Here is a 22,233-nt window from a genome sequence, read left to right as displayed (position 1 = left end):
GACGACGGCGGGAGGACCCCATGAGGGACATGCTGGAGAAGATCAGCACCCGGCAGCGGCTGGTGCGCGAGACCGTCGAGCATCTGCGCGAACAGGCTCGCGGAACGTCTGCCGTGGGCAGCCGAGCACCGGGCAGACCAGACGTCGGACCCGCACCGAGACGACGACCCGCCGCCCATCCACCGGGACATCCGCGACCACCCGGCCGTGGAACCCGTGCACCCGCCCCGTCGGCCGCCCACACACCGGGCACGGCACCGGATCATCCCGCGTCCGCGCCGACACCCGGATGACCTCGCCCTCGTCCGCCACCCCCTCGATGACGAGGGCCGACAGCCCCGAAAACACCACGCTCACAAGCTCGTTGACATCACACACATCATGCCAACGACCGACGTCACCCTTCGTCACCACCGATTACGGGACAGAGCCTTTGGCTGTACAGACCCCATTCTGGCGGGGTGGAGGTCGAGGCCGGTGGTGTCCCGAGCGGTGGCGTCCTGCGCCGGCGGGTTAGGGGTGCGGGGGAAGCCCTGGGAGGAGGCGGCCGAGCCCCTGTGAGGACGCGTCCTCCGGGGCTGCGGGGGCGCGGGAGGAGAGTGGCGCCCGTCGCTCCGGAGGCAGGTACGCGGTGGGCAGGGGGCCTTCCAGGACGTCGCCGTCGATGCGGACGCCCAGGTACGCCTGGACGCCCTCGGCCGCCTGCGTGGCCGTGGAGCGGTCCGGGAGCACCTGGACCGCGTCCCACAGCGGGTGGTCCGGGCCGCTGCGCACCGTCGACGGGAAGCCCGCCTCGAAGGACTCGATCCGTACGCCGTCCCGGTAGCGTTCGAGGGTGGTCATGCCGTTGACGCTGTACAGCTGGACGGCCTCGGTGCCTGCCGACAGGCGTGAGAGCACGGCCTCCTTGAAGCCCTCGGGCTCGCCGCTCTCGTGGCAGAACGCCCACTCCCCGTCCCCGAGGACACCGGTGCGCAGGACGACGCCTCCCTCCGCGATCGGGAGGGTGGTGCGGGCCTGCTGCAGCGTCAGCTCCCGGACCGGTTCGGCGGCTGCCCCGTAGGCGTCGAGGACGTGTGCGGGGCCGCGGTGGCGGGCGAAGGTCAGGCACACGATGATGTCGTGCGCCCACCAGGGGTCCTGCGTGGTCATCGTCGCGATCCTCTTTCTGCTGGGCCGTTCGTTGTCGGGGCTCCGCGGCCGCGCCCGGGGGCCTGTCCCCCCGGGCGCGGCCACGGTGTCGTTCGGGCCGGGACCCGTGGACGTCAGGTCGTCCAGGAGACGGTGAACGCCTCGGTGTCGATCAGGCACTGCGTCTGGACGAAGCTGCCGTACTTCCCGCCAGCCGCCTTGTTGACCGGGAGCGGGACGTGGCCCCGCACGCACGACTCCTTGTACGTGACCGGGTGTCCGGTCGTCTCACGGAACGTCCAGTTGCCGTTGGTGAGTTGGGGGACGATCTCGGCGCACAGCCCGCCGTTCGTGCCGCCCTGGTGCGTCCCGGCGAAGGGGAACTCGTCGCAGCTGTCCTCCGGGAACGCGACCGGGTCCAGCTGGGCGAACGGCACCGTGCTCTGCGCGCCGCAGGTGCGCTTGCGGTTCGGCTCGCTGTCGCCCTTCAGTCGCGTGAACTGCTTGGGCATGTTGGGCAGGTAGTTCAGTGCGAAGGCGTAGGTCGCGGCCGCCGCACCGTAGTCCGTCAGGGAGTAGGACAGGTCGGGCCGGACGTCGGCGTAGACGCATCCGGGCGAGCCCTTGCCTGGCTCGTGGACGGCGTTGTCGCAGCGGACCTTGCGCGGATTGGTCCAGTTGACGTTCGGCTGCAGGGGGATGGTGTTGTCCTGCGTGACGTACATGTGGTACTCGTTCGCCAGGGAGTCGACAGCCCCGGCGGCGGGCGAGTCCGAGTACAGGACCGTACCCTGCGCCGACGTCCCGGGCGTCAGCGTACGGGCGCCCGCCCAGGGCTTGGCCGCGCCCATCTGGCAGGGCGCCGTACAGCTGGCGTCGAACGCGATGTTGAGGCTCGGCACGTTGCTGGTCGAGGACACCATGGTGACCGTCACCAGTTCGGTCCACATCGAGCTCGTGGCGCTCAGCGACATGCTCAGGTTGATCTTGAGCTGGGCCGAACCGATGGCGGTGCCCTTGTCGTCGCGCAGCGTGTAGGTCGTGGTCATGTCCTTCAGGCACGACCCGAACCGCTCGTACGACCAGTACCCCGCGCTGCCGATCGAGCACGCCCCGGCACCGTCCTGCGTGCTGCTGACGGCCTCGGAAACACTCCTACGACCCGCCGGGCCGTCGGTGACCTGCACGCACTCGGCCGCCGCACCCGCCTTCCCAGGCGCCGACCCCACGGCCACCTCCGTGCACTGAACCCCACCCGGCTCGGCCTTCACCGACAGGTCCTGCCGGTCCGCGGCGCTCACCGCCGTTCCCGGCCCCCGATCCCCGGCAGACCCGCTGCCCCGGTGCCCGACTGAGCCGCCGACATGCCACCCGAAGCGACGACGAGCGAGACCGCGGCCGCCATCGATGCAGCCAGGGCGACCAGGCGCCGACCATGACGTTTCATCAACTTCCCTCCCCAAGAAGGCGCGAGTGCCATCAGTGGCACCAGCTGTCACTTGGGCACACGGGTCGCAGCGCCCAGTGGGTTCACCCGGGTGGCGCAAGGGGCGAGAACAAGACAGAGATACAGAACCGGTGGACGCGGATGGTGTGAGTGGACGTTAAGTCCGTTTCTGGTAGCGGCCTCCTCCGGGTTGAGCGAGGAAGCCTTGGCGGGTGAGGCGTCCGAGGCGGCTGCGGGTGATGTTGACGGACGCCTCTTCGGTGGGCATGCCGAGGAGTTCGTGCAGCTCGCGTGCCCGGAATGCCTGGTCGGGATGCTGGTTGAAGGCGTTCACGATGGCCTGGTAGGTGGTGTTCGTCTCGGGTGGTTCTGATTCGGCTCCTGCCGGTGTGACCTCCGCGATGATCTTTCGGGCGGTGGCCAGGTCCGTGAGCCGCGCTTCGGTCTCGGTCAGGTCGGCGGCGAGCTCTTCGATCCGGGCGCGTAGTTCTGCTGCCTGGGCGGCGGCCTCGTCCTGCCGGCTCTGGAGGTCTGCCAGGAGTTCGGCGACGTTCACGCGGCCAGTCCGAGGGTGTCGCGCCAGGCCGGGGCTGGTGCGGTGAGGCGGCGGGTCATGTTCGCGGTGGAGGCCCAGTAGACGCGTGAGGCGGAGGTGTCGGGCCTGTGGTCGTACTCGCGGGCCAGGCGCCGATGCAGCATCAGGGTGCCGTTCGTCTGCTCCACCACCCACCGTTTCGGCTGCGGGGCGAAGCCCCTGGTCGGCCGGGTTGCGGCGGACGACTTCGACGTCGATGTCCAGCAGTGCACCGTGGATGACGACCTCGTCCTTGAAGCCCTGGTCCACCAGGGCCTTCTCCAGACGCATCCCGCACCGCTCGGAGACCCGGTCGAGCAGGGCGGCGCCGGCGGCGTTGTCGTGGGCGGAGGCGGCCAGGACGACGACACCGGTGATCAGCCCCATGACGTCGACGGCCAGTCCCCGCTTGCGGCCCGACACCTTCTTGTTCGCGTCCAGTCCCGTCGTGGTCTTCGCAACACCGGCGGCCGCGCGGACGGACTGGGTGTCGATGATCACGAGGGACGGGTCCTATAATCGGCGGGCCCTCTCCCGAACCTGGCAGCGCGGGAGTTCCTGGATCCGCTGGTCGAGCCCGTCCTGGCGCCACAGGCCGAAGTAGTGGAACACCGCCGACCAGGACGGCAGGTCATGGGGCAGGTAGCGCCACTGACAGCCCGTCCGGTTCTGGTAGAAGACCGCGTTCACGATCTCCCGCATGTCGTAGGCGCCCTGGTGGCCGCTGACCGAGGTGTGCCGGCCCTTCCAGGAGACGATGACCGGCCGGATCAGCTCCCAGGCCTCATCCGACAGGTCGCTCGGGTACGGAGCGCGTCCACTCACGCCCACCAGCGGACCGCATTTCCGGCCGGTCGGGAAGCCCTAAAACCGGACAACCCGCCTTCAAGCACGACGAGACCCACCGACACTCGCAGAACGCCCTCTCAGTCCTGCCAGGAGCTGGGGGGACGGACGCGGAACTCGGGGACCATTGCTCACTCGGGTTGGGCATGCCGGCCGGGGGTCAGTTCTGGTCGGGGAGGGTGACGGTGAAGTGGGCGCCGCCTTCGGGGCCGTGGCCCCGAAGGGTGATGGTGGCGCCGAGGCGCTCGGTGAGGCGTTGGGTGATGGCCAGGCCCAGGCCGGTGCCGGTGGGGCGGGTGGCGGCGTAGCGGTTGCGCAGGGCGCCGGGCTGGAAGGCGATGCGGACGTCGTCCTCGGTCAGGCCGGGTCCGCCGTCGCGGACCTGTAGTTCGGCCCTGCCGGTGGGGGTGCGCCGGAGGGCCAGGACGACGGGTGCGCCGGGCGGTGTGTGGCGGACGGCGTTGGCGAGGAGGCCGTCGAGGAGCTGGCGGACGCGGAAGGCGTCAGTGGCCGCGGTCACCGGCTCGTCGGGGTGTTCCAGGCGCAGGTCCAACCCTTGCCGCCGGGCCCGCTGGGTCCAGGCCCGAGCGGTCTCCTGGACGAGGGCGTCGAGGTCGGTCGGCTCGCGGGTGATGTGGAAGTCGGCGGCGTCGAGGCGGGCGAGTTCGAGGAGGTCGCTGACGAAGCGGTCGAGGCGTTCGGTCTCGGTCAGGAGGATCCGTCCGACCTCTTCCTGCCGTCCGGGTTCGACCACGCCGTCGGCGAGGGCCTCGGCGTAGCCGCGCAACGCGGTGAGGGGGGTACGGATCTCGTGCGAGACGGAGGTGAGGAATACGCGCTGGCGGCCCTCGCTGTGTTCGAGGGCCGTGCCGAGGGCGTTGAGGGCGCGGGCGACCTCGCGGGCCTCGGCGGGGCCGTGGACCGTGCAGTGCAGTCCGCGCTCGCCGTCGGCGAGCCGGTGGGCGACGGCGGCGGCGTCGACCAGGGGGCGAGCGATCCGTCGGGCGAGAAGGGTTCCGGCCAGCGCCGCCCCGACCAGCCCGGCGATCAAGGGGAGGGCCAGGCCGGCCCGGATCCGGTCGGCGGCGGCGTCGACCTCGGTGAAGGGCTGGGTGAGGACCACGGCGCCGTCGCGCGCCGGACGGCCCTCCAGCAGGACCCGCGCGCCGCCGAGCACGGCCGTGGAGGAGACGTCCCCACCGGCCAGCAGGACGTCCCGGTCCGCTGGGGTGACGGCACCGGCCGACGGACCGGCCACTTGGCCGTCGGGGGTGATCACCGCGACCTGGACACCGGTGGCGCCGGTCAGCCGCTGCGCCTGGTCGAGCAGCAGCGTCGACAGGTTGGGGGCGACGGAGAGCACGGCGGCTTGCCGGGTGAGCCGTTCCCGGTACTGGGCCTCGGCGTTGGAACGGGCCGTGCGCCAGGCCGCGAACCCGGCCAGCAACACCGCCACGGTCGCCACCACGGTGGCGAGCAGGACCAGGTTTCCGGTCAGCGAACCCCCGTGCGCACGAGCCGACAGGCGCCCCTGAACGGACCTGGGCCCACGTGCGGACAGGTGTCTCACAGGCCGTTCTCCTGGGCGCTGTAGCCGACGCCGCGTACGGTGCGGATCGGGCTGGCATCGCCGAGTTTGGCGCGCAGTTGGGAGACGTAGACGTCGACGACCCGGCTGTCGCGGTAGTCCGCGTAGCCCCAGACCTGGGAGAGCAGTTGGTCGCGGCCGAAGACCTGACCCGGCCGGGCCAGCAGGTGGGCGAGCAGGTTGAACTCCGTGGTGGTCAGCTCCACCGGCTCGCCGTCGCGGTGCACCGTGCGGCGCAGCGGGTCCAATCGCAGTCGCCCGACGGCGTGTACGCCTGCGGTCTGCGGTCCTGCGGTCCTGCGCAGAACGGCCTTGACGCGGGCGACGAGTTCGCGCGGTGAGAACGGCTTGGTGACGTAGTCGTCCGCGCCGAGTTCCAGGCCGAGGATCCGGTCGGTCTCCTCGTCGCGCGCGGTGACCAGGATCACCGGCGTCCAGTCGTCGGCGGCCCGTAGACGGCGGCAGAACTCGGTGCCGTCCAAGCCTGGCAGGCCGATGTCGAGAACGATCGCCACCGGCCGCAGCCGCCGGACGGCGGCGAGGCCCGCCGCCCCGTCACCCTCGGTGTGGACGCCGAAGCCCTCGCGGGTGAGGTAGAGGCGCTGGATGTCGGCGATGTGGCGCTCGTCCTCCACGACCAGGACCAGGCCCTTGCTCGGTGTCATCGTTTCTCTCCCGGTGCCCGCCGCCGCGCAGTGGTCCGGCCGTGGTCTGCTCCGATGCTAACGCGTGGGGCGGGCCGCCCCCCAACGGCCGCCGTGATCCTTACACGCCCCGAACACAGGCCGAACCTCCTGCTTGCAGCACCGGTGCAGCCTGCTTCCGGTACCGCCGGTCGGCGGTACCGGAACGGACCGAAAGGGGGGCCCGGTGGTCACGGACCCGAGAACGCTCATGCTCACCGGCGCTGCGGTCGCGGGCGTCCTGGTCACGGCCGCCTGCACCCTCCTCGCCCGTACCCGCCGGGCCACACCTCGTGCGGGGGGCGAAGACAGCTCCGGGCCCGCCGAGCCCGCCCGGCCCACCAGGTCCGTCGGCCTCCGACAGTTCCGATCCCACCCGAGGAGCACCATGACCCGTTATCCCGGACCGGCCCCCACATCCGACCGACCACCCGCCCGCCCGCGCCGGCTGCTACACCCGGCCAGCCGGCGCGGCCGCGCCCTGCGCGCCGCGGCGGTATCCGGGACCGCCCTGCTGGCACTCATCGCCGGGGCGGAGGCCATCGCCGGACACGTGCTGGAGAGCCGGATCGCCGGCAGCACGACAAAGGCCTTCGGCACGCACGTCGAGGTCGACACCGGCAGCGGCCCGGCCCTCCTCAAGATCCTGAACCGGCAGTTGGACCACGTCACGCTGAGCGCCGACCACGCCCGCCTCGGCAGCTTGGACGGTGCCTCGGCTCGCATCACCCTCGACGGCGTCCACCTCGGCAAGCCCGTGCCCAGCGCAGCCGACGTGTCGGCGGACATCACGATCCCCGCCGACGCCCTGGCAGCCACCATCCGGGACTCCGGCCAGAACCTGCCCGTCGACACCGCGAGCACGGACCCGGCCGCCGGGACGATCCAGCTCGGTCTGGGAACCGGCGGTATGGGACGACTCACTCTCAAGCCCTCACTCACGGAGGGCCGCGTCACCATCACGGCCACGTCCCTCCAGTTCCTCGGCCGGACCGTCACCGGGCCCCAGCTCGACCGGATCAACGAACGCCTCACCGCGAAGAAGCAGCCCACCGACTACCCCCTTGGCCTCAAGCCCACCGCCCTCACCGTCACCCCGACCGGCCTTGCCCTCCACCTCGCCGCCGGACCCACCGCCCTCAATCGCACATGAACCGGGAGGCGTCACCGCCCATGCCCCACGACCACACCTCACCCAAGGCGTCCGAACCCGGGACGACCATCCCACAGGTCACCTCCAAGGCCCCCCGTTCCGGCAGCCGAACCCGCCGTTCCCGGCTGCGCCGGCACCTGCTGGCCGGCCTCGCGAGCGTTCTCGTCCTCGCCCTCGGCGCCACCGCAGGCCTGCTGTGGCTGGCCGCGGGCAGACTCGTCCACCCCACGGACGACACCCCGCTCAACACTCACATCGTCGCCTCCACGCCGGGAACAGTGACCCTCCCCGCCACCACCGACAGCCGCTACGCCGGGACCTTCGGCCTGATCTGGCAGGACAAGGAGACCGCCAGGCGCCGCCACGCCACCCTCGGACCCGTCCTGGCCACCGACGGCGACACCGTCACCCGCGAACTCACCGCCGACACCCCGCCCGCCCCGGGCGCCAAGGCGAAGATCATCGTCACCGTCTGGACCTCCGACCCCTCGCAGGCCCTCGGCCTCGACTACCAGAACGTCACCTATCCCGGAGAACTCGGTCCGATGCCCGCCTGGTTCCTGCCCGGCACCGACACCACCTGGGCCATCCAGGTCCACGGCTTGGGCGCCGGCCGCGCCGCAGGACTGCGCAGCATGCCCGAACTGCACGACCTCGGCCACCCCGTCCTCGACATCACCTACCGCAACGACCCCGGCGCGCCCCGGGACAGCAGCAACACCCGGCACTTCGGCGACACCGAGTGGCGCGACCTCGACGCCGCCGTCCGCTACGCCCGCGACCACGGGGCCACCGGCGTCGTCCTGCTCGGCCACTCCATGGGCGGAGGAATCGTCGAGACCTATCTCCAACGCGCCGCCGACACCAGCGCCGTGCGCGCCGTCGTCCTCGACTCTCCGGCCCTCGACTATCGTGCGGCCCTCGACACCATCGTCACCGGCCTCGGCCTGCCCGCACCGGTCGCCGCCCTCGAATCCGCGGTCGCCGGCCTGCGCTCCGGCGTGGACCTCGACGACGTCGACGCCCTGGCCGCCAACCGGCGCGCGGGAGGCCCCGAGCAGCCCGTCCTACTCTTCCACGGCACCGGCGACACCGTCGTCCCGTACGCCACCAGCGCCGAGTTCGCCCGGGAGTGGCCCGACAAGGTCAGACTCGTCACCGTCGAAGGGGCGAGCCACACCGGCGCCTGGAACGCCGATCCCGACGCTTACGACAAGGAACTGGGCGCCTTCCTCACACAGCACGCCTGACGGTGCGACCGGACACCTCACAAAGCCGGGCCGGCCGTGGCACTGCACGCCCCTCGCGCCTCGCGGCAGGCACCTGTGCCCGGTCTGCCGGCCGGAAACCCACCGGGAGCGCCCCTCGCACGACCACGACAACCCCGGCTGTCTCCCGGTGACGCCGGAGGTGGCCCCGGCCGCCGCCCCGAAAGGGAACTCGTGCCGGGGAGTGCGGGCCCCGTACCCGTGCCGGACCGTCCTGGCGGTCGCCCTCGCCGGCCGGTTCCCGGTCCCGTGGACCCCGGCCGAACTGATCCGGGCCATGAAGGACGCCAGCCTCCTGACTCCCGACCGCAAGCCGGAGCCGAGCACGACCTCATTCCTGCTCCTGGACAGCGACCCCATCAGCAGGGCCTCGTTCGAGGCGTCGCCGGGCACCTGGACCGTCCACCATGGGAACGCGGCGAGGAGCGGTCCGAACACAGCGGCGACGACGCGGCGTTCCTCGACCTGCTCCGGAGCCTGGCCCGGGACCGCACCTGTAGCTGAGCGTGTAAGCGCTCCTGTGTAAGTCCCCTGCGGTCATTGGATGCTGAGCCGGTCCTCGAAGAAGAGTGAGAACTGGTTCAGCGCCTCCTTACCGGTGTGCGGCGACGTGGTTGACGTCGCGTGCCTTGGGACTGATCAGCTCCCGCACTGCGAGGTAGAGCACCTTCAATGCGGCTTGTTCCGAGGGGAAGTGGCCACGGTTGCGGGTGGCCTTTCGCAGTCGGGAGTTGATCGTCTCGACCATGTTCGTGGAGTAGATGACCTTCCTTGTCGCGGGCGGGAATGCGAGGTAGGGCGTGAACTCGCTCCACGCGGCCCGCCAGGTCCGCACGACGGCTGGGTAGCGCCCGCCCAGGTCGGAGGCCGCGAACTCCTCCAGGGCCAGCTCGGCGGACTGCTCGGTTGGCGCGGTGTAGATGGCGGCTGTCGCAGGCGGGGCTCAGCCGAGGGGACAGCCCCGCTTCTACCTATCGACCACCCTGAGTCGTCCCCGCAGGCGTGGTGAGCAGGCAGGACCGGCAGTCTCTTACATCGTTTCTTATGGCAGTTCCTGGGGCCCGAGTTGTGCGGGGATACTGCTCTGGTGCTGCTGACATGGATCGCCGAGGTGGCGGACGAGCCCCTGGTTCTGGAACCGGCTGACCGACAGGTGGAGTGGGAGACCAACACCTGGTGGCTGAGCGCGGAGGTCGAGGACAGGAGGTCGTTGTCCGTCTCCGAGGTGGTGACTGCTTTCGAGCGGACTGCTTCAGCTCTCCGCGCCCGCATCCGCGAGCTGGGTTTTCCTGGGGTAGCGACGTTCTACGTGTGGCACGACGATGTCGCTGGGCAGTTGAGGTGTTCGACCGGGTCGGTGCCGCCGGATGAGTTGCCGTTCGGCGGATCCTACGTGCCTTCCTATGACCTCGGGTCAGTCGTCGAGGGATTCCTGGCTGACAGTAGCCCCGGGGTCATCACCTTGTCGGACTCGGATGAACTGCAGAACTCGGAGCAGATCGAGGCCGAGCCGGAGATCGCGGCCTTCCCTGTCTGGGTCAGCAGCGTCGGGCCCGCCTCACCCGGTTCTGACCTGTCCGCACGGACGAGGCGCGGTGGCAGATGAGTGCTGCGGCGAAGGTCCTGACGTCATCCCACAGCAGATCCGGCATCCCGCCATGCTGCCCGCCAGCCCGCGCGAACGCAGCCCGATTTCCTTGACGGGCCCCATAGAGGCACCCCCGGCGGACGCAGGGAGCAGCGTCCACCGGGCGGCGGCCGTCGCCTCGCCACGGGACCATCCCCGCGGGCGCGGGGGTCAGCCGAACGTATCGACGATGGTGGTCTTCTCGCCGACGTCCTCCCCGCATGCGCGGGGGCAGCCGTAGTCCTTGGCCCGGGCGTGGTTCGGGGACAGTCCGGAGGTGGCGCGACGTTCTCGCTGCGGGGCTCGGCGCTCCCGGATCCGGATTGAGGGAGAGGGTTCTGATTGGGGTCGAGTGTTGTCCGCGGGAAACACTGACCCGGCCCTTCGGTTCGGGGTCGGAAGGGGCTGCGGGGTGGTGCCCCTCAAGGGTTGTAGCGGCGTGTAGGTGTCGCTACGCTGCGGTCATGAAGCAACTGAACGTGCGGTTGGACGACGAGGCGCACGAGGCACTCGAGCAGCGCGCGGAAGCCGCCGGGATGTCCCTGCCGGACTACGCACGCAAGGTCCTCGCCGAGGAGGCCGACGAGCGGCGGGAGCGGTTCCTGACGGCGGCCGCGCACTTCTCCCAGGCTTGGGCACCGGCCTTCGAGGCCGAGTTCGGCCCCTACCCGCACAGCGGGCGTGCCGACGCGGCGGACGCCGCGTGATCCTGCGCGTCGACCGGGCCTGGCTGTTGGACATCGCCCACCAGTTCCTCCCCGCCGACCCGGACATCACCGACTACGGCACGCTCGCCGCGGCCGTCGCCCGCCACCTCGACGAGGTCATGGACGTACCCGTCTACGGTGCCGTCCACCAGCGGGCCGCGGCACTCATGCACCAGCTCATCCGCGTCCCCGCCCTCGAGTTCGCCAACGAGCAGTTCGCCGCGGTCGTCGCCGCCTCCTACCTCGCCGGCTCCGGCGTCATCGTCACCGCCGAACCCAAACAGGCCGTCGAACTCGCCGGCCGCATCCGCGACGGACAGGCCGACGTCCGCGAAACCGCCACCGCCATCCGCACCTGGTACCGCTGACGAACTCCACCCCCCGGCCCCCGTACAGGGCTCGGGGCTGACGGAGACAGGGAGAGGCCGGCCCACCGAAGGGCGCCGCCGACCGTACAGAGGTGTCGGCGACCGAGACGCCCAGCGGGGCGGTGAAGCTCACCTTCACTCCGTCCAAGGTGTGGGCCTACAGGTCGACGGTAGTGGCTGGCTGGCGGTCTGCGGGGCTCCGTGCCTTTCTCGCGTCTCCTGCAGGCCGAGGTCGGATCCCGGACTTGGAGGAACGTGTCCACTTGTCGTCGTTGCCGTTGTGCGCGGGGGCCAGTTCCCCGACTAGCTAGCCAGTGGGCCGCCGGTCACGGTGGCCGGGGAGTGCGGGTGCGCGCCGCCATGCTGCCCCAGAAACGGCGCAGGTCCTTGCCGGTCATGCCCTGCCAGCGGGCGGGCTTGCGGGTGAGGGCGAAGAACCCGCCGCGGCGCCAGCGCAGCAGCGCCTGCTGCTGGAGGCAGAAGACCTCGGTCAGCTCCGCCCGGGGCATCTCGCCCTTCGGAGGGTAGGGACAGAGCTCGAACCGGCAGTCGCGTGGACAGGTGCTGCCGGGCTCGGCCCGCCTGGCCATGCCGACAGTGTCTCCCGGCTGGAGCGGGGAGCGGTCCTCGGTCAGACAGGGCGGCAGCGAGTTCCGCCTGGCCTTCTCCAGCCGGGCCTCCAAGGCGTCCGGGTCGCCGGTGCGCTCGGTGAGGTTGAGCAGCAGGAGGACGTCGGCGAGCAGTTGCTGGGCCCGGGGGTCGAGCGTGCTCCAGCCGACCGACGGCGGGATCCAGAGGTTGTGCTTGCGGTAGAAGCGCGGGTCGCCGGGGTCGGAGCCGACCTTCTCCATGGCGCCCTTCTCGTCGATCCAGATGTACTGCTCCGGCCGGCCGGTCTCCAGCGCCAGCACGGCCAGGTGGGCGGCGCCGGCCACGAAGGGGTGCAGGCGCTCGCGCCTGCCCTGCCGACGTTGGTCCTCCGCCCGGCGGTCGGCAGGGGCGCGTTCGGAGCCGGCCAGCGTCAGCCAGCGCCGGACGGCGTCACGGGGGGCGTCGGTGGGCGGAGGCGGCCGGCCGACGTCGTCCAAGTCCTTCCCGTCCGCGGTCACCCTGCCGGAGTGGTCAGGGAGTTCCCAGAGGGAGAGCGCGTGGATGAGGGTGAGCTGGGAGAACCAGAAGCGTGACTGCGCGAGCATCTTCTCGGCCTGCTCGACGAGGAACTCGCGAGTGTCGTTGGTGGTGTCGGGATGGCGCTTGCGGCGATTGGCCGCGCTCTTGAAACCCTGCGCCAGGGCGACCTCGAAGGAGAGCGGCAGGTCGGCGCGGCCGCCCGGGCACTTCGCCGGATCCAGGTGGTCGAGCCACTGGCGCAGCCGTCGCTGCGCGTCGGCCCTGCGGTCTGTGCTGACCGATCCCACGAGCATGGGGATGAGCCAGGCTCGGGTGGCGAACTCGCGCCAGACCGCCTGGGGGCCCCGGCAGTTCCCGGCGTCCTCCCGGCAGTTGATCCGGCACTCGAATGGCTCGGCGGCCTCCTCGTCGAGCGGCACGTTGCCGGGCGCGGAGGCGCGGGCCCGGGCCTTCTTCATCATGTACTGGAAGGTGGCGACCGGGTCCGTGGGCTCCGACTGGTGCAGTCCGGGGTCGAGATTGAGAGCTGCGATAAAGGCCGGATCGCGACCGGCCCCGATCTCCTGGGTGATGGCCAGCCGCAGGGCGTAGGACCGCTCCCGGATCGCGATCGCGAAGAACTCCTTGTACGCGGGTCCGGGCGCCCCTTCCGGCCAGCGGCTCGATCCCTGGAGGTGGCCGATCTCGCGGAGCACCTCGCCGAAGCGGTGGATCAGCCGTTCGCGAGCCTCGTCCACCGTACGGCGGTCTTGCACGTCGATGTCGTGCCACCTGGCCTCGATCGCCTGCGCGATCTCGGTGTGGATGCTGACCGGGGCGGAGGGACGGGCCAGTTGCGCGTGCAGATCCACCTCCAACGCCGTCGCGAACAGGTCGAGCACCTTCCAGTCCTTGCGTTCGCCGGCTGCGGCCAACAGCCTCTGGGCGACTCCTTTCGTGGTCTCCGGCGTGTTGCGGCAGGCCTGCAGCACCAGCGCGATCAGCAGCTCCCGTCCCAGGGTGCCGCTGCGGAGCGCCGCGTCGACCTTGGCGGGAAACTCGCTGAGGTAGCGGGACCCGAGGTAGGCCTGCAGGATGCTGTGCGGGAAGCGCACCCGGTCGCCGAGGGTCTCCACGAGGCCGAGCTGTTCGCCCTGGGTGGCGTAGAGGGCGAGGACGCTCTTGCAGTCCCGGTCGTCCACGGTCGTGTGCAGGGTGCGCAGCCGCTCTTTGAGGATCGCTTCCGCGCTGGCCGTCTCGCTGACCCGGACCAGGTCCTTGAACCTCACCTCCAGACGGTCCTGGAGCAGCCCGAGCGCGGCGAGCAGCGAGATCGTCTGGATGGTGCTCTCCCGCTCCTGCCGGGTGAGGGCGACCTCGTCGTGCAGGTGGCCGCCGACGAGGGCGGTCTCCCAGGTCATCAGCAGGCGCAGCCGCAGGGTCGAGCGGTCGCGGCTGCGGGTGTCCAGGTGGTCCCAGGTCTTGCCCCGGTCGAGATGCTCCAGCAGGTGGTGGCGGCGCAGTTGCTGGGCGATCTCCATGTACAGCGGCGACTCGCTGACCGCGGCCGTCTCGACGATCCAGTCCAGCCGCTGGCTGTCGGCTGCGGGGTCGTTCCGGGCCAGGAAGTCGAGGGCGGCCTCCTCGGAGAGCGGTTCGAGGTCGATGATCGAGGCGTAGGTCGCCTCCAGCGGTGTGTGTGGCCGGGAGGCGATGACCAGGGGGAGGTTCTGCCGCTCGGCCCGGTGAATGGCGGCCCGGATGACGTTGTCCCGGTCGGCGCTCTGGCCGTTCGCGGTGAGGGCCTCCTCCAGCCCGTCGGCGAGGACGACGGCCCGGCCGTCCTTGCAGAGCTGGCGCCAGACCTTCGCACTCTGCTCGGCGGAGAGCAGGGCGCCGGGGTCGGTCTCCTCGGTGAAGCGCCGCTCCGCCAGTTCACGGAAGTCGAGCCGGGTGCCGTCGGTGCCGACCTCACGGAGTCTGACCGGGACGGGAACGCGGTGCTGCCGGGCCAGCATCTGGGTGAGCTGAACGAGTACTGCGGTCTTTCCGGCACCGACACTGCCGACCAGCACGTAGGGGCGCCGGCCGGTGTGGTCGCGCAGTGAGCGGCAGATGACCTCGCAGAGCTGTTTCCGGCCGACGATCTGGTTCACGGCCGTCCTGGCGGTCGGGACCAGCTCCTGGGGCCGGCGCCTGGCCTTCCGTACGATCGGCCGCCGGATCTTCCAGTAGCGGTACAGCAGGAACAGGGCGGTCGCCAGCGCCAGGGAGAGGAACGGCGAGGCGAAGCCGATGACGACTCCGCAGGCGTTCCCGGTGTCGCCGCAGCGTTCCTCGATCCACCCTTTCCTGCCGCGGATGATGGTGATGATCGAGTACCCGACGAACAGCACGAAAATGGTCGCGGGGATCAACGTGAACCATTTGCGGACGGACGACCAAGTGAGCGGGTAGCGGACCCGGATCACCTTTCGACGGGCCAGCCAGCGCACGTAGTGGACGCGTAAGGATCGCCGGGTCCTTCTGGCCACCCGGTGAACGGCGTGGCGCAGGCGTACCAGGCGGGGTGCCCTGCGCGGGTCGACTTTGCCCCCCGGCTCTCGCGCTTCATTATTCATGGCGATCACAGCAATCGAAGAAGCGGGATTCGGCGAACCAGAAGTTGATGCACGAATCACTCGGGTGTGGCTGCTTCGGAAAGAGTGTCTCTTACCATCGAATCACCAGGCGGCGGTGTTTGGAAGGCTTCCGGCTGGGCATTCGAGGCGGTCCGGTGTCAGGCCTTGAGCGCGCGCAGGACCGCCCCCCACGATGCGGTCCGCGTACGCGTGGTCGAGCGGGCCCAGGCCGTGCAGCAAGCGGTAGTACATCGGGCCGTAGAGCAGTTCGACGGCGAGGTCGGCGTCGTCGGCGATCCGGTCGGCCGCGCGGGTGGTGCATAGGCGGTCGCGGGTGACCTCCAGCAGCGGGTCCATCAGGCGTTCGTGGTACTCGCGGAGCAGGGCGGGGTCGACAGGGGGTGTCCTGGCCCCCTCCCCGCAGGTGCCGGGGTCAGCCGATCTGCGCGAGCTGAGCCACCGCGTTGATGATGTCCTCCCCGCGCCAGCGGGGGCGGCGGTGCTCGGGTAGCCGGCCGCGTGGCCGGACTGGGCACGGACGTTGTCGGGCCGCTTGCCGGCCTTGATGCTGGTGGTGATCAGCCCGGCCCGCTGGGAGTGCCCGGTCAGGCGCACCGGCAGGCCGGCGCGCTCGGCGGCGCGGGTGATGACGATCCGGCAGCCGTCGGGGGACAGTCGTCCCGGTGCCGAGGTGGCCCCACTGGTCGACCGGCCGGAAGGCCGGGCCGCCGTCACGGAACCCACCCGGCCGGGCCGCTCCGGCATGCTCGCCCCGGCAACATCGGGCACCGGGTAACCGGTGTCTCGCACAGCGTCAAACAAGGCCGGGGTGGGCAGTGCAGTACACAATCAGCGTGAGCGTGTTTCTCGCGATCATCATCCTCGTCCGGCTCCGTCGCCCCACCCATTCCCGTAGCCGCGTCGACGAGGCGTTCACCGTCGTCACCGCCGTCGTGTTCGGTGTCCTGATCGCCGCCACCGCGTGGGGACAAGCGATCCTCCAGCTCGTTGGTGTCGCCGTCGAAGCCACCCAATGACCGCGCGTCCGGCAGCGGACGGCGGGCACCGCCGACGCGAGCGAAGCGCGCCCGTACACCCGAACCCGGTCGCGGAGAAGCCGTGGCGGAAACCGTGTGGACCGCGGTGTTCTGGTCGGTTGTGGCGGCCCTGGCTGCCGTAGCCGCCGCGACCTGGTGGATGAGTCTCTACCCCGGCACCTGGCGCAATGCCTTCGACCCCCGCCACAGCCGGCAACGGCAGAAGCTCCGCACGGCCGCGCCAGGCGGCACAGAACGTGGCCACCGAACAGGGGACGGCCCGCGCGGCCGCGACCGACGCCGCACACGAGCACCAGGCCCGGGTGAGGAAGGCCGAACTCCTCCTGGCCGCACTGCGCGCCCCCAGCCACGGAGCGCTGCTCCACTCCCTCGGGGACCACCTGGAGCTGTACGAGCACGCCCTGAGGGTGCGCCCCGACACCACCCACCCACTCCTCGGGCTGAAGATCGACGACCAGCACTCCCCCACCGAGGCCTACATCCACCCGACGCCGCCCGCCGGCCGGCGCGAGCTGCTCACCGTCGCCCTGAGGGACACCCCCGAGGCAGACGTGCGGGTTTTCGTCGTCCAGGTCCACAACGCCATCGCCGATACCGGACCCGCCCTCCAACAGCTCCGAGCCCGGTCTACTCACTCCCTCCGCAACCTGACTAATCTTCAATGAAGTTTCACGATATGTCGATTACATAACATCCAGAAAGGGACACTGTGGGCAAAATTACTGCGAGGGTCCTCATACCCTCGCTGCTCGGCGCCCTGTTGGTTCCCCTGTCACCAGGGTCGGCATCTGCGGCCACGGCACCGTCCGTGTGGGTGGAGAGCGGCTACGACCACGTCTTCTCGTCCTCGGCCGCCCCCGGCCGCGCCACCCCGCGGGTCGACCTGTTCGCCGCCCGCAACGAGACCCAGGCCGCCCAGATCGCGGTGCGCGCCGACGCCCAGCTGACCGGCCTCCAACTGGTCCCCGGCGACCTGGCCGGTCCGGGCGGGGCCACCATCCCGGCCTCGCGGATCACCGTGAACCGGGAGTACAACCACCCGAACGTCGACAAGAAGACCGACTGGGCGGGCAACGACCACCAGGAGCCCCCGGACGGCGGGTCGAGCTACTACGACGCGCTGGTCGAGAACACCCCGTACAGCCTCGCCGCCAACACCACCCAGCCGTACTACTACAGCGTCGCGGTGCCGACCGGGCAGGCCCCCGGGGTCTACACCGGGCGGGCCACCGTGCAGAGTTCGGCCGGCGCGGTGGACGTCCCGGTCTCGGTGACGGTGTACGACGCGGCGGTTCCGCCGGCCAACCGGTCGACGTTCCGGATGAACAACTGGTTCACCTCGGTCGGTTGGGACTACAACTGGACCGAGTCCTCGATCCCCGCGCAGTACACCAAGAGCGACGGCTCGGGCGCGCCGGTCAAGGCCTTCGACGAGGACTGGTGGAAGGTCATCACCAACTTCGCCGCCGACCACACCAAGCACCGCAACAACGTCGTCTACGCCGACTTCCAGGCCCTGTCCATCCCGGACACCACGTCGGACGCCAACGGCAAGCTGACCTTCAGCTGGAAGAACTTCGACCGCTTCCTGCAGACCTTCCAGGACGCCGGCGCCCTGCAGTACATCTACACCCCCACCCTGCTGGACAGCAGCAGCGACCTGGAGACCCTGGTCGCGAACGGCCAGGGCGGTGTCCAGAAGGTGTTCCAGCAGGCCGGTTCGGACGCGGCCGGCACCTACCTGGACACGGTGTTCAAGGCGCTGAAGGACCACCTCGACACCAAGTGCCTGGACGCGGGGCCGACCTGTGCCCCGGGGCGGCGCTGGAGCGACGTCTTCTACATGAGCGCCGTCGACGAGCCCAACCCCGCCGACACCACCCAGACCCAAAACGCGGTGTGGCTCTACGACCACTACAAGCGCGCGTTCCCGGCCGGCCTGAGCAACGAGTCCCGCCAGAGCCCGGTCCCCGGCATCGACGGCTCGCTCAGCACGGTGACCTCCATCGGCGGGCCGCAGTACGACGAGAACATGGCGTACTACCAGAACCTCCGCCTCTCCGGGAAGGACTTCTGGCTCTACTACTGCAACAACCCCACCGACAAGCACCTCAACCGCTACATCAGCTACCCGCTGTCCGACTCCCGGCTGACGCCGTGGATGGTGGCGTCCGCCGGCGGCAACGGCTTCCTGCACTGGGGCTGGAACATCTGGACCGACCCGAACAACAACTACGCCCCCCTCGACACCTTCAACGGCAGGATGGACGGCGACTTCTACCTCGTCCGTCCCAACAAGGCCACCTACGGCGTCTACGACAGCGTCCGCAGCGAGGCCCTGCTCGCCGGCGTCCAGGACTACGAGCTGCTGCACCAGCTCTCCGCCACCAAGCCGGTGCTGGCCCGCGCGCTCATCGGCTCGCTGATCAGCGGCACCACCAACTTCTCCACCTCCGGCGCGGCGGCCGACCAACGGCACAAGCAGATCCTCGACGCGCTCGCCTCCCCCGCCCCGGACGCGGTCTTCCCGTTCGGCGACGACTTCGGCGCGGACAAGGACGCCTCCTGGCGCACCGTGCTCGGCTCCTGGTCGGCGGCCGGGGACGGCGGGTACGTGCAGGGTGACGCCAACTCCGGCTGGGACGTGGTCGCGGGGCTGACGGGGCGCGCGTACCAGGACGTCTCGGCCTCCGTCGACGTCCGGATCACCGGGGTCAGGCCCGACGGCGGCGACACCAACTGGGCGGGCATGGTGGTCCGCAACCAGAACCCGACCGAGTCGCAGACCGGGTACCTGGTCGCGCTGCGCAACAACGGCGAGGTGTTCGTCAACCGCAGCGGCGTCCCACTGGCGTCGGCCACGGTGCCGGGCTACGCCCCGGGCCAGACGGTCAGCCTGCGGGTGTCCGCCCAGGGCGGCACGATCAAGGTCTACGCCGGGGCCGTCCAGCTGCTCACCGTGACCGACCAGGGCTACCCGGTCGGCGGCTTCGGCCTCGCCACCGGCGGGGCGTCCGCCCGCTTCGAGCACGTGCGGCTCAACCCGGGCACCGACCCGGCGGAGAACGCCGCCGTCGCCACCTCCAGCACGTACGAGGGCGACGGCTGGAGCACGGCCGCGCTGACCGACGGGCGCCGGAGCCTGGCCACCGGCACCAACGGCTGGAGCAGCAACACCAACGTGAACGCGGACCACACTGAGTGGGCGCAGCTGGACCTCGGCTCGACCAGGCGGATCAGCCGGGTGGACCTCCACCCGCGCGCCGACGGTCCGGCCGCCGGCAAGGGCTTCCCGGTGGACTTCACCGTCCAGGTCTCCGCGGACGGCTCCACCTGGTCGACCGTCGCCGACCGCAAGAACTACCCGAAGCCGTCGGACGCCTCCGTCCAGACCTTCCCGTTCCAGCCCGCCGACGTGCGCTACGTCCGGGTGACGGGGACCAGGCTCGGCACCGACCCGAACGGCCAGTACCGGATGCAGCTCGCCGAGATCGAGGCGGCGGGCGGCGAGCTGGCGGTCAACCGGCCGGCCCAGGCGTCGAGTTCGGCGGGCCCCTACAGCTGGCGGCCGGCCGCGGTCAACGACGGCGTCGCGAACTCCACCCTCGACCACTCGATGGGCTGGAGCAGCGCCCGCTCCGCCGGGCCGGTTGCGAACGAGTGGGTCACCGTGGACCTCCAGGGCCCCAGCCTGATCAGCCGGGTGAGCCTGACCCCGCGCACCGACGGTGCCAACACCGGCCTGGGCTTCCCGGTGGACTACACCGTCCAGGTCTCGGCGGACGGCAGCGCCTGGTCGACCGTCGCCACCCGGACGGGCACGCCGCGCCCCGGCGCGGCGCCGCAGGTCCTCACCTTCGCTCCGACCACGGCCCGGTACGTGAAGGTCACCGGCACCCGGCTGAGCGCCGACCAGTTCGGCGACTACTACCTTCAGCTCGGTGAACTCGGCGTCAGCTGACCCCGGACCGCTCCCGGGCCCCCGGCGGCATGGCTGTTTCTAGGGGTCGTTGCAACACGTGGTTGGTTGTTCAGGCCGCGAGCAGTTTATGCAGGCGCTCGGCTGGGGTTTCCCAGTCGAGCGTTTTGCGTGGGCGGCCGTTGAGTTCGGCGGCGACGGCGGCGAGGTGTTCTGGGTCGTGGGCGGCCAGGTCGGTGCCCTTGGGGAAGTATTACCGCAGCAGGCCGTTGGTGTTCTCGTTCGAGCCGCGCTGCCAAGGGCTGGCGGGGTCGCAGAAGTACTCTCAGCTGCCCCCGACCGAGAGCGGCGACAAGGAGAACACGGTCACCGTCCGACTGCCCGGCCTCAGTCTCATGGCCGCCGTCAACGCCCTCTTCACCACCTACTGGGACGCCAGCACCGCTCCCACCCGCGATCTCCAGGACAGCGCCATGGCCCTGGCCTACTACATCGACCTGTCCAGCGCGATCCGCCGCACCCGGCCCGCCGACTCCGGCACGCAGGTCGACGCCGCCCCCTGACCCGCATCGTCATCGACAACCGACCCGACCAAGCGGCCTGACCCCACCCGAACCGCTCCCGGCTCACCACCAGGCGCACGTACGCTGATGGCCGGGTCCCTCACGTCGACGAGCATGAGGGACCCGGCCATTTCAGCGGGCCGGCGCGGAGGAGACGGCGGCGCGAGCCCGCACGATTCCGGGCTCCGGACGCTGCACCGGATCAGGCCTCAGAGCGTCCGCCAACGGCGAGGAACGCAGGACGTGGTAGTAGCCGGCCGCGCCGCCGCCGCGTAGGGATTCCAGGTAGAACACCCGCAGGATCACCGCGAACTCGGCCTCGGTGACGTCCACCTCGTGCCGGCTGGAGCCCTCGACCGGGCGCGCCCGGTCGAGGGCCGAGCCGAGCAGGCCGGCGTCCACCCCGGGCAGGAGGCCCGCTTCCGCGTCCTTGCGGACAGCGCGCAGGAGGGGCAGGTCGAAAGCTCGCACGCTGATCGTGGTGTCCGGCACGAAGTCAGCCACCGGAGCGGGGTGCTGTTCGGCGGGGCGCTCCCGCAGGACCCGGTAGCGCAGCAGATCGTGCCCCAGCCCGGTGGCCCGCACCGCCCACGCCGGGCGGGCCCCGTCGGCGGCGAGAACATCGAGCTGTTCGGGACCGGCGAGCTCGCACACCCTGGCTCCGACAAGCCGGCGCACGGTCCCGTGCTCCGCGGTCCGGCGCCCCAGGGGCAAGGCCCCGGTCAGCCAGCCGGAATCCGCCGCCCCGGCGGACTTCAGCATCACCCACTCGGCGTGACTCAGAGCCACAGAGTCCTCCCTCGACGTCACTGCGCCGATCCTCCCACGTGGGGCCGCCACGGCACTCGGGATTCGCGCTTGCCGTCCGGGCCCGGACCGATGGGCGGCGCCCGTCACCGCCGCCATCCGGCGGGGGCGGGGAGGCCCGGCCGGTGGCTGGCCGACATGCCGACGGCCGGGCGCCTCGCTGTGGGACTACCGGCGCAGCGCCGCAGGGTCGAGGTCGAGGTCGAGGGGGAACGGGTCGGTGAGCTGGGTGGTCTCGCCGGCCTGGACGAGGCGGTCGACGTAGGTGCCGCGCTCGAGGTGGCCGAGGTAGAGGCGGGGTGCGGGTTCGAGTTCGAGGCGCCAGTAGTGCGGGATTCCGGCCGCGGCGTACATCGTGGGCCTGAGCAGGGTGTCTGCCACGTGGGTGTCCGGCGCGGTGACCTCGATTGCGACCAGGACGTCGTGGGCGCGAAGGGTGAGGCTGGCCGTTGCGGCCGCGTTGGCGTCGGCGACCACCAGGGTCCGGGATCAGCAGTCCGTCCGGGACGGCCAGGTTGATCGCCGTCAGTACCTCGAACGGAGCGGCGCGGCGCCGCGACGGCGCCGTCCCGGTCGCCGGATCCCGGCAGCACACCTTGACCACGAGCGAGGAGGGCCTCGCTGTGGTCCTTGCCGTTCTCCACCTGGAGTCGCTCATACGGGACTCCAGCGACTACCACCACCTCCTGCGGTAACTGCGCCCGTCCTCGTAGAGCCGGCGCCCCCCGGCCCGCGCGGGGGGGGGGGGCGGACGCGGTGGGGA

At 70.9% G+C, this 22,233-nt stretch carries 21 protein-coding genes and 2 pseudogenes; 10 read left to right on the top strand and 13 right to left on the bottom strand.

Features of this window, described 5'->3' with window-relative positions:
* Nucleotides 1–90 precede the first annotated feature (90 nt).
* The 3 genes and pseudogenes from ACFVYI_RS37760 to ACFVYI_RS37750 all read right to left on the bottom strand — a co-directional run.
* Nucleotides 91–348: pseudogene (locus ACFVYI_RS37760) on the bottom strand (transposase family protein); the annotation flags it as partial.
* A gap of 165 nt (nucleotides 349–513) precedes the next feature.
* Complete coding sequence (locus tag ACFVYI_RS37755) at nucleotides 514–1,152, bottom strand: DUF6461 domain-containing protein (protein WP_387894030.1); 639 nt, start codon at nucleotides 1,150–1,152, stop codon at nucleotides 514–516.
* Nucleotides 1,153–1,265: 113 nt separating this feature from the next.
* Nucleotides 1,266–2,180, bottom strand: coding sequence for a hypothetical protein (locus ACFVYI_RS37750; protein WP_387894028.1), 915 nt, complete (start codon nucleotides 2,178–2,180; stop codon nucleotides 1,266–1,268).
* Between ACFVYI_RS37750 and ACFVYI_RS37745 the strand changes: the two genes are divergently transcribed.
* Nucleotides 2,179–2,379, top strand: a complete 201-nt coding sequence (locus ACFVYI_RS37745; RefSeq protein WP_063352310.1) for a hypothetical protein — start codon at nucleotides 2,179–2,181, stop codon at nucleotides 2,377–2,379. The two genes, ACFVYI_RS37750 and ACFVYI_RS37745, sit on opposite strands and share 2 nt — an antisense overlap.
* A 356-nt stretch (nucleotides 2,380–2,735) precedes the next feature.
* Here the strand turns inward: ACFVYI_RS37745 and ACFVYI_RS37740 are convergent, their stop codons facing one another.
* The 4 genes from ACFVYI_RS37740 to ACFVYI_RS37725 form a co-directional block, all read right to left on the bottom strand.
* Complete coding sequence (locus tag ACFVYI_RS37740) at nucleotides 2,736–3,653, bottom strand: transposase (RefSeq protein ID WP_387894026.1); 918 nt, start codon at nucleotides 3,651–3,653, stop codon at nucleotides 2,736–2,738.
* Between the two features lie 12 nt (nucleotides 3,654–3,665).
* Nucleotides 3,666–3,977: a transposase gene (locus ACFVYI_RS37735; protein WP_387894024.1), complete on the bottom strand. Its 312-nt coding sequence runs from the start codon at nucleotides 3,975–3,977 to the stop codon at nucleotides 3,666–3,668.
* A 181-nt stretch (nucleotides 3,978–4,158) separates the two neighbouring features.
* Entirely contained in the window at nucleotides 4,159–5,568 is a 1,410-nt protein-coding gene (locus ACFVYI_RS37730) for an ATP-binding protein (protein ID WP_387894022.1), read from the bottom strand.
* Entirely contained in the window at nucleotides 5,565–6,251 is a 687-nt protein-coding gene (locus ACFVYI_RS37725) for a response regulator transcription factor (RefSeq protein WP_387894020.1), read from the bottom strand. Before ACFVYI_RS37725 ends, ACFVYI_RS37730 begins: the two co-directional genes overlap by 4 nt.
* A 406-nt stretch (nucleotides 6,252–6,657) precedes the next feature.
* On the opposite strand from ACFVYI_RS37725, the gene ACFVYI_RS37720 reads away from it, so the two are divergent.
* Nucleotides 6,658–7,422: a DUF2993 domain-containing protein gene (locus ACFVYI_RS37720; RefSeq protein WP_387894018.1), complete on the top strand. Its 765-nt coding sequence runs from the start codon at nucleotides 6,658–6,660 to the stop codon at nucleotides 7,420–7,422.
* A gap of 20 nt (nucleotides 7,423–7,442) precedes the next feature.
* A complete protein-coding gene (locus ACFVYI_RS37715) occupies nucleotides 7,443–8,672 on the top strand; it encodes an alpha/beta hydrolase (RefSeq protein ID WP_387894016.1) in 1,230 nt (409 codons plus the stop codon).
* 610 nt (nucleotides 8,673–9,282) lie between these two features.
* Here ACFVYI_RS37715 and ACFVYI_RS37710 read toward each other — a convergent pair.
* Nucleotides 9,283–9,573: a transposase gene (locus tag ACFVYI_RS37710; protein WP_387894033.1), complete on the bottom strand. Its 291-nt coding sequence runs from the start codon at nucleotides 9,571–9,573 to the stop codon at nucleotides 9,283–9,285.
* 204 nt (nucleotides 9,574–9,777) lie between these two features.
* Here ACFVYI_RS37710 and ACFVYI_RS37705 point away from each other — a divergent pair, with 204 nt between their 5' ends.
* The 3 genes from ACFVYI_RS37705 (at nucleotide 9,778) to ACFVYI_RS37695 (ending at nucleotide 11,392) form a co-directional block, all read left to right on the top strand.
* Complete coding sequence (locus tag ACFVYI_RS37705) at nucleotides 9,778–10,296, top strand: hypothetical protein (protein WP_387894014.1); 519 nt, start codon at nucleotides 9,778–9,780, stop codon at nucleotides 10,294–10,296.
* Nucleotides 10,297–10,781: 485 nt separating this feature from the next.
* Entirely contained in the window at nucleotides 10,782–11,024 is a 243-nt protein-coding gene (locus tag ACFVYI_RS37700) for a plasmid mobilization protein (RefSeq protein ID WP_387894013.1), read from the top strand.
* The gene (locus ACFVYI_RS37695) at nucleotides 11,021–11,392 is read left to right on the top strand and encodes a fic family toxin-antitoxin system, toxin component (RefSeq protein WP_380578718.1); all 372 of its coding nucleotides are present in this window, start codon (nucleotides 11,021–11,023) and stop codon (nucleotides 11,390–11,392) included. Before ACFVYI_RS37700 ends, ACFVYI_RS37695 begins: the two co-directional genes overlap by 4 nt.
* Nucleotides 11,393–11,718: 326 nt before the next feature.
* Here ACFVYI_RS37695 and ACFVYI_RS37690 read toward each other — a convergent pair whose 3' ends face one another.
* Together ACFVYI_RS37690 and ACFVYI_RS37685 are read right to left on the bottom strand one after the other, a co-directional pair.
* Nucleotides 11,719–14,997 (bottom strand): NACHT domain-containing protein, encoded by a 3,279-nt coding sequence (locus ACFVYI_RS37690; RefSeq protein ID WP_387894011.1) that lies wholly within the window; start codon nucleotides 14,995–14,997, stop codon nucleotides 11,719–11,721.
* A gap of 228 nt (nucleotides 14,998–15,225) precedes the next feature.
* Nucleotides 15,226–15,912, bottom strand: a complete 687-nt coding sequence (locus tag ACFVYI_RS37685) for a TetR/AcrR family transcriptional regulator C-terminal ligand-binding domain-containing protein (RefSeq protein ID WP_387894009.1) — start codon at nucleotides 15,910–15,912, stop codon at nucleotides 15,226–15,228.
* A 65-nt stretch (nucleotides 15,913–15,977) separates the two neighbouring features.
* Between ACFVYI_RS37685 and ACFVYI_RS37680 the strand changes: the two genes are divergently transcribed.
* From ACFVYI_RS37680 to ACFVYI_RS37670, 3 genes are all read left to right on the top strand, one after another.
* Nucleotides 15,978–16,160 (top strand): hypothetical protein, encoded by a 183-nt coding sequence (locus tag ACFVYI_RS37680; RefSeq protein WP_387894007.1) that lies wholly within the window; start codon nucleotides 15,978–15,980, stop codon nucleotides 16,158–16,160.
* A 257-nt stretch (nucleotides 16,161–16,417) separates the two neighbouring features.
* Nucleotides 16,418–16,846, top strand: coding sequence for a hypothetical protein (locus ACFVYI_RS37675; RefSeq protein ID WP_387894005.1), 429 nt, complete (start codon nucleotides 16,418–16,420; stop codon nucleotides 16,844–16,846).
* A gap of 149 nt (nucleotides 16,847–16,995) precedes the next feature.
* Nucleotides 16,996–20,142, top strand: a complete 3,147-nt coding sequence (locus ACFVYI_RS37670; RefSeq protein WP_387894003.1) for a discoidin domain-containing protein — start codon at nucleotides 16,996–16,998, stop codon at nucleotides 20,140–20,142.
* 70 nt (nucleotides 20,143–20,212) lie between these two features.
* Here ACFVYI_RS37670 and ACFVYI_RS37665 read toward each other — a convergent pair.
* A pseudogene (locus tag ACFVYI_RS37665) lies at nucleotides 20,213–20,422 on the bottom strand (IS30 family transposase); the annotation flags it as partial.
* On the opposite strand from ACFVYI_RS37665, the gene ACFVYI_RS37660 reads away from it, so the two are divergent.
* The gene (locus ACFVYI_RS37660) at nucleotides 20,373–20,663 is read left to right on the top strand and encodes a hypothetical protein (protein WP_387894001.1); all 291 of its coding nucleotides are present in this window, start codon (nucleotides 20,373–20,375) and stop codon (nucleotides 20,661–20,663) included. The pseudogene ACFVYI_RS37665 and the gene ACFVYI_RS37660 sit on opposite strands and share 50 nt — an antisense overlap.
* A gap of 132 nt (nucleotides 20,664–20,795) precedes the next feature.
* Here ACFVYI_RS37660 and ACFVYI_RS37655 read toward each other — a convergent pair whose 3' ends face one another.
* Both ACFVYI_RS37655 and ACFVYI_RS37650 read right to left on the bottom strand, forming a co-directional pair.
* Nucleotides 20,796–21,452 carry a hypothetical protein gene (locus tag ACFVYI_RS37655; protein WP_387894000.1) on the bottom strand — a complete coding sequence of 219 codons (657 nt, stop codon included), beginning with the start codon at nucleotides 21,450–21,452 and terminating at the stop codon, nucleotides 20,796–20,798.
* 186 nt (nucleotides 21,453–21,638) lie between these two features.
* Nucleotides 21,639–21,947 (bottom strand): Uma2 family endonuclease, encoded by a 309-nt coding sequence (locus ACFVYI_RS37650; RefSeq protein ID WP_387893998.1) that lies wholly within the window; start codon nucleotides 21,945–21,947, stop codon nucleotides 21,639–21,641.
* Nucleotides 21,948–22,233: the final 286 nt, after the last annotated feature.

Origin of the sequence: Kitasatospora sp. NPDC058218 (genome assembly GCF_042882445.1) — a bacterium.
GTDB lineage: Bacteria > Actinomycetota > Actinomycetes > Streptomycetales > Streptomycetaceae > Kitasatospora.
This window is presented reverse-complemented; position numbering and strand designations above follow the sequence as displayed.

Coding starts and splice junctions, on each gene's coding strand:
- ACFVYI_RS37750 (WP_387894028.1), bottom strand. CDS start 2,180: ATGACCACGACCTACACGCTGCGCGACGACAAGGGCACCGCCATCGGT.
- ACFVYI_RS37715 (WP_387894016.1), top strand. CDS start 7,443: ATGCCCCACGACCACACCTCACCCAAGGCGTCCGAACCCGGGACGACC.
- ACFVYI_RS37700 (WP_387894013.1), top strand. CDS start 10,782: ATGAAGCAACTGAACGTGCGGTTGGACGACGAGGCGCACGAGGCACTC.
- ACFVYI_RS37720 (WP_387894018.1), top strand. CDS start 6,658: ATGACCCGTTATCCCGGACCGGCCCCCACATCCGACCGACCACCCGCC.
- ACFVYI_RS37745 (WP_063352310.1), top strand. CDS start 2,179: ATGTCCTTCAGGCACGACCCGAACCGCTCGTACGACCAGTACCCCGCG.
- ACFVYI_RS37755 (WP_387894030.1), bottom strand. CDS start 1,152: ATGACCACGCAGGACCCCTGGTGGGCGCACGACATCATCGTGTGCCTG.
- ACFVYI_RS37725 (WP_387894020.1), bottom strand. CDS start 6,251: ATGACACCGAGCAAGGGCCTGGTCCTGGTCGTGGAGGACGAGCGCCAC.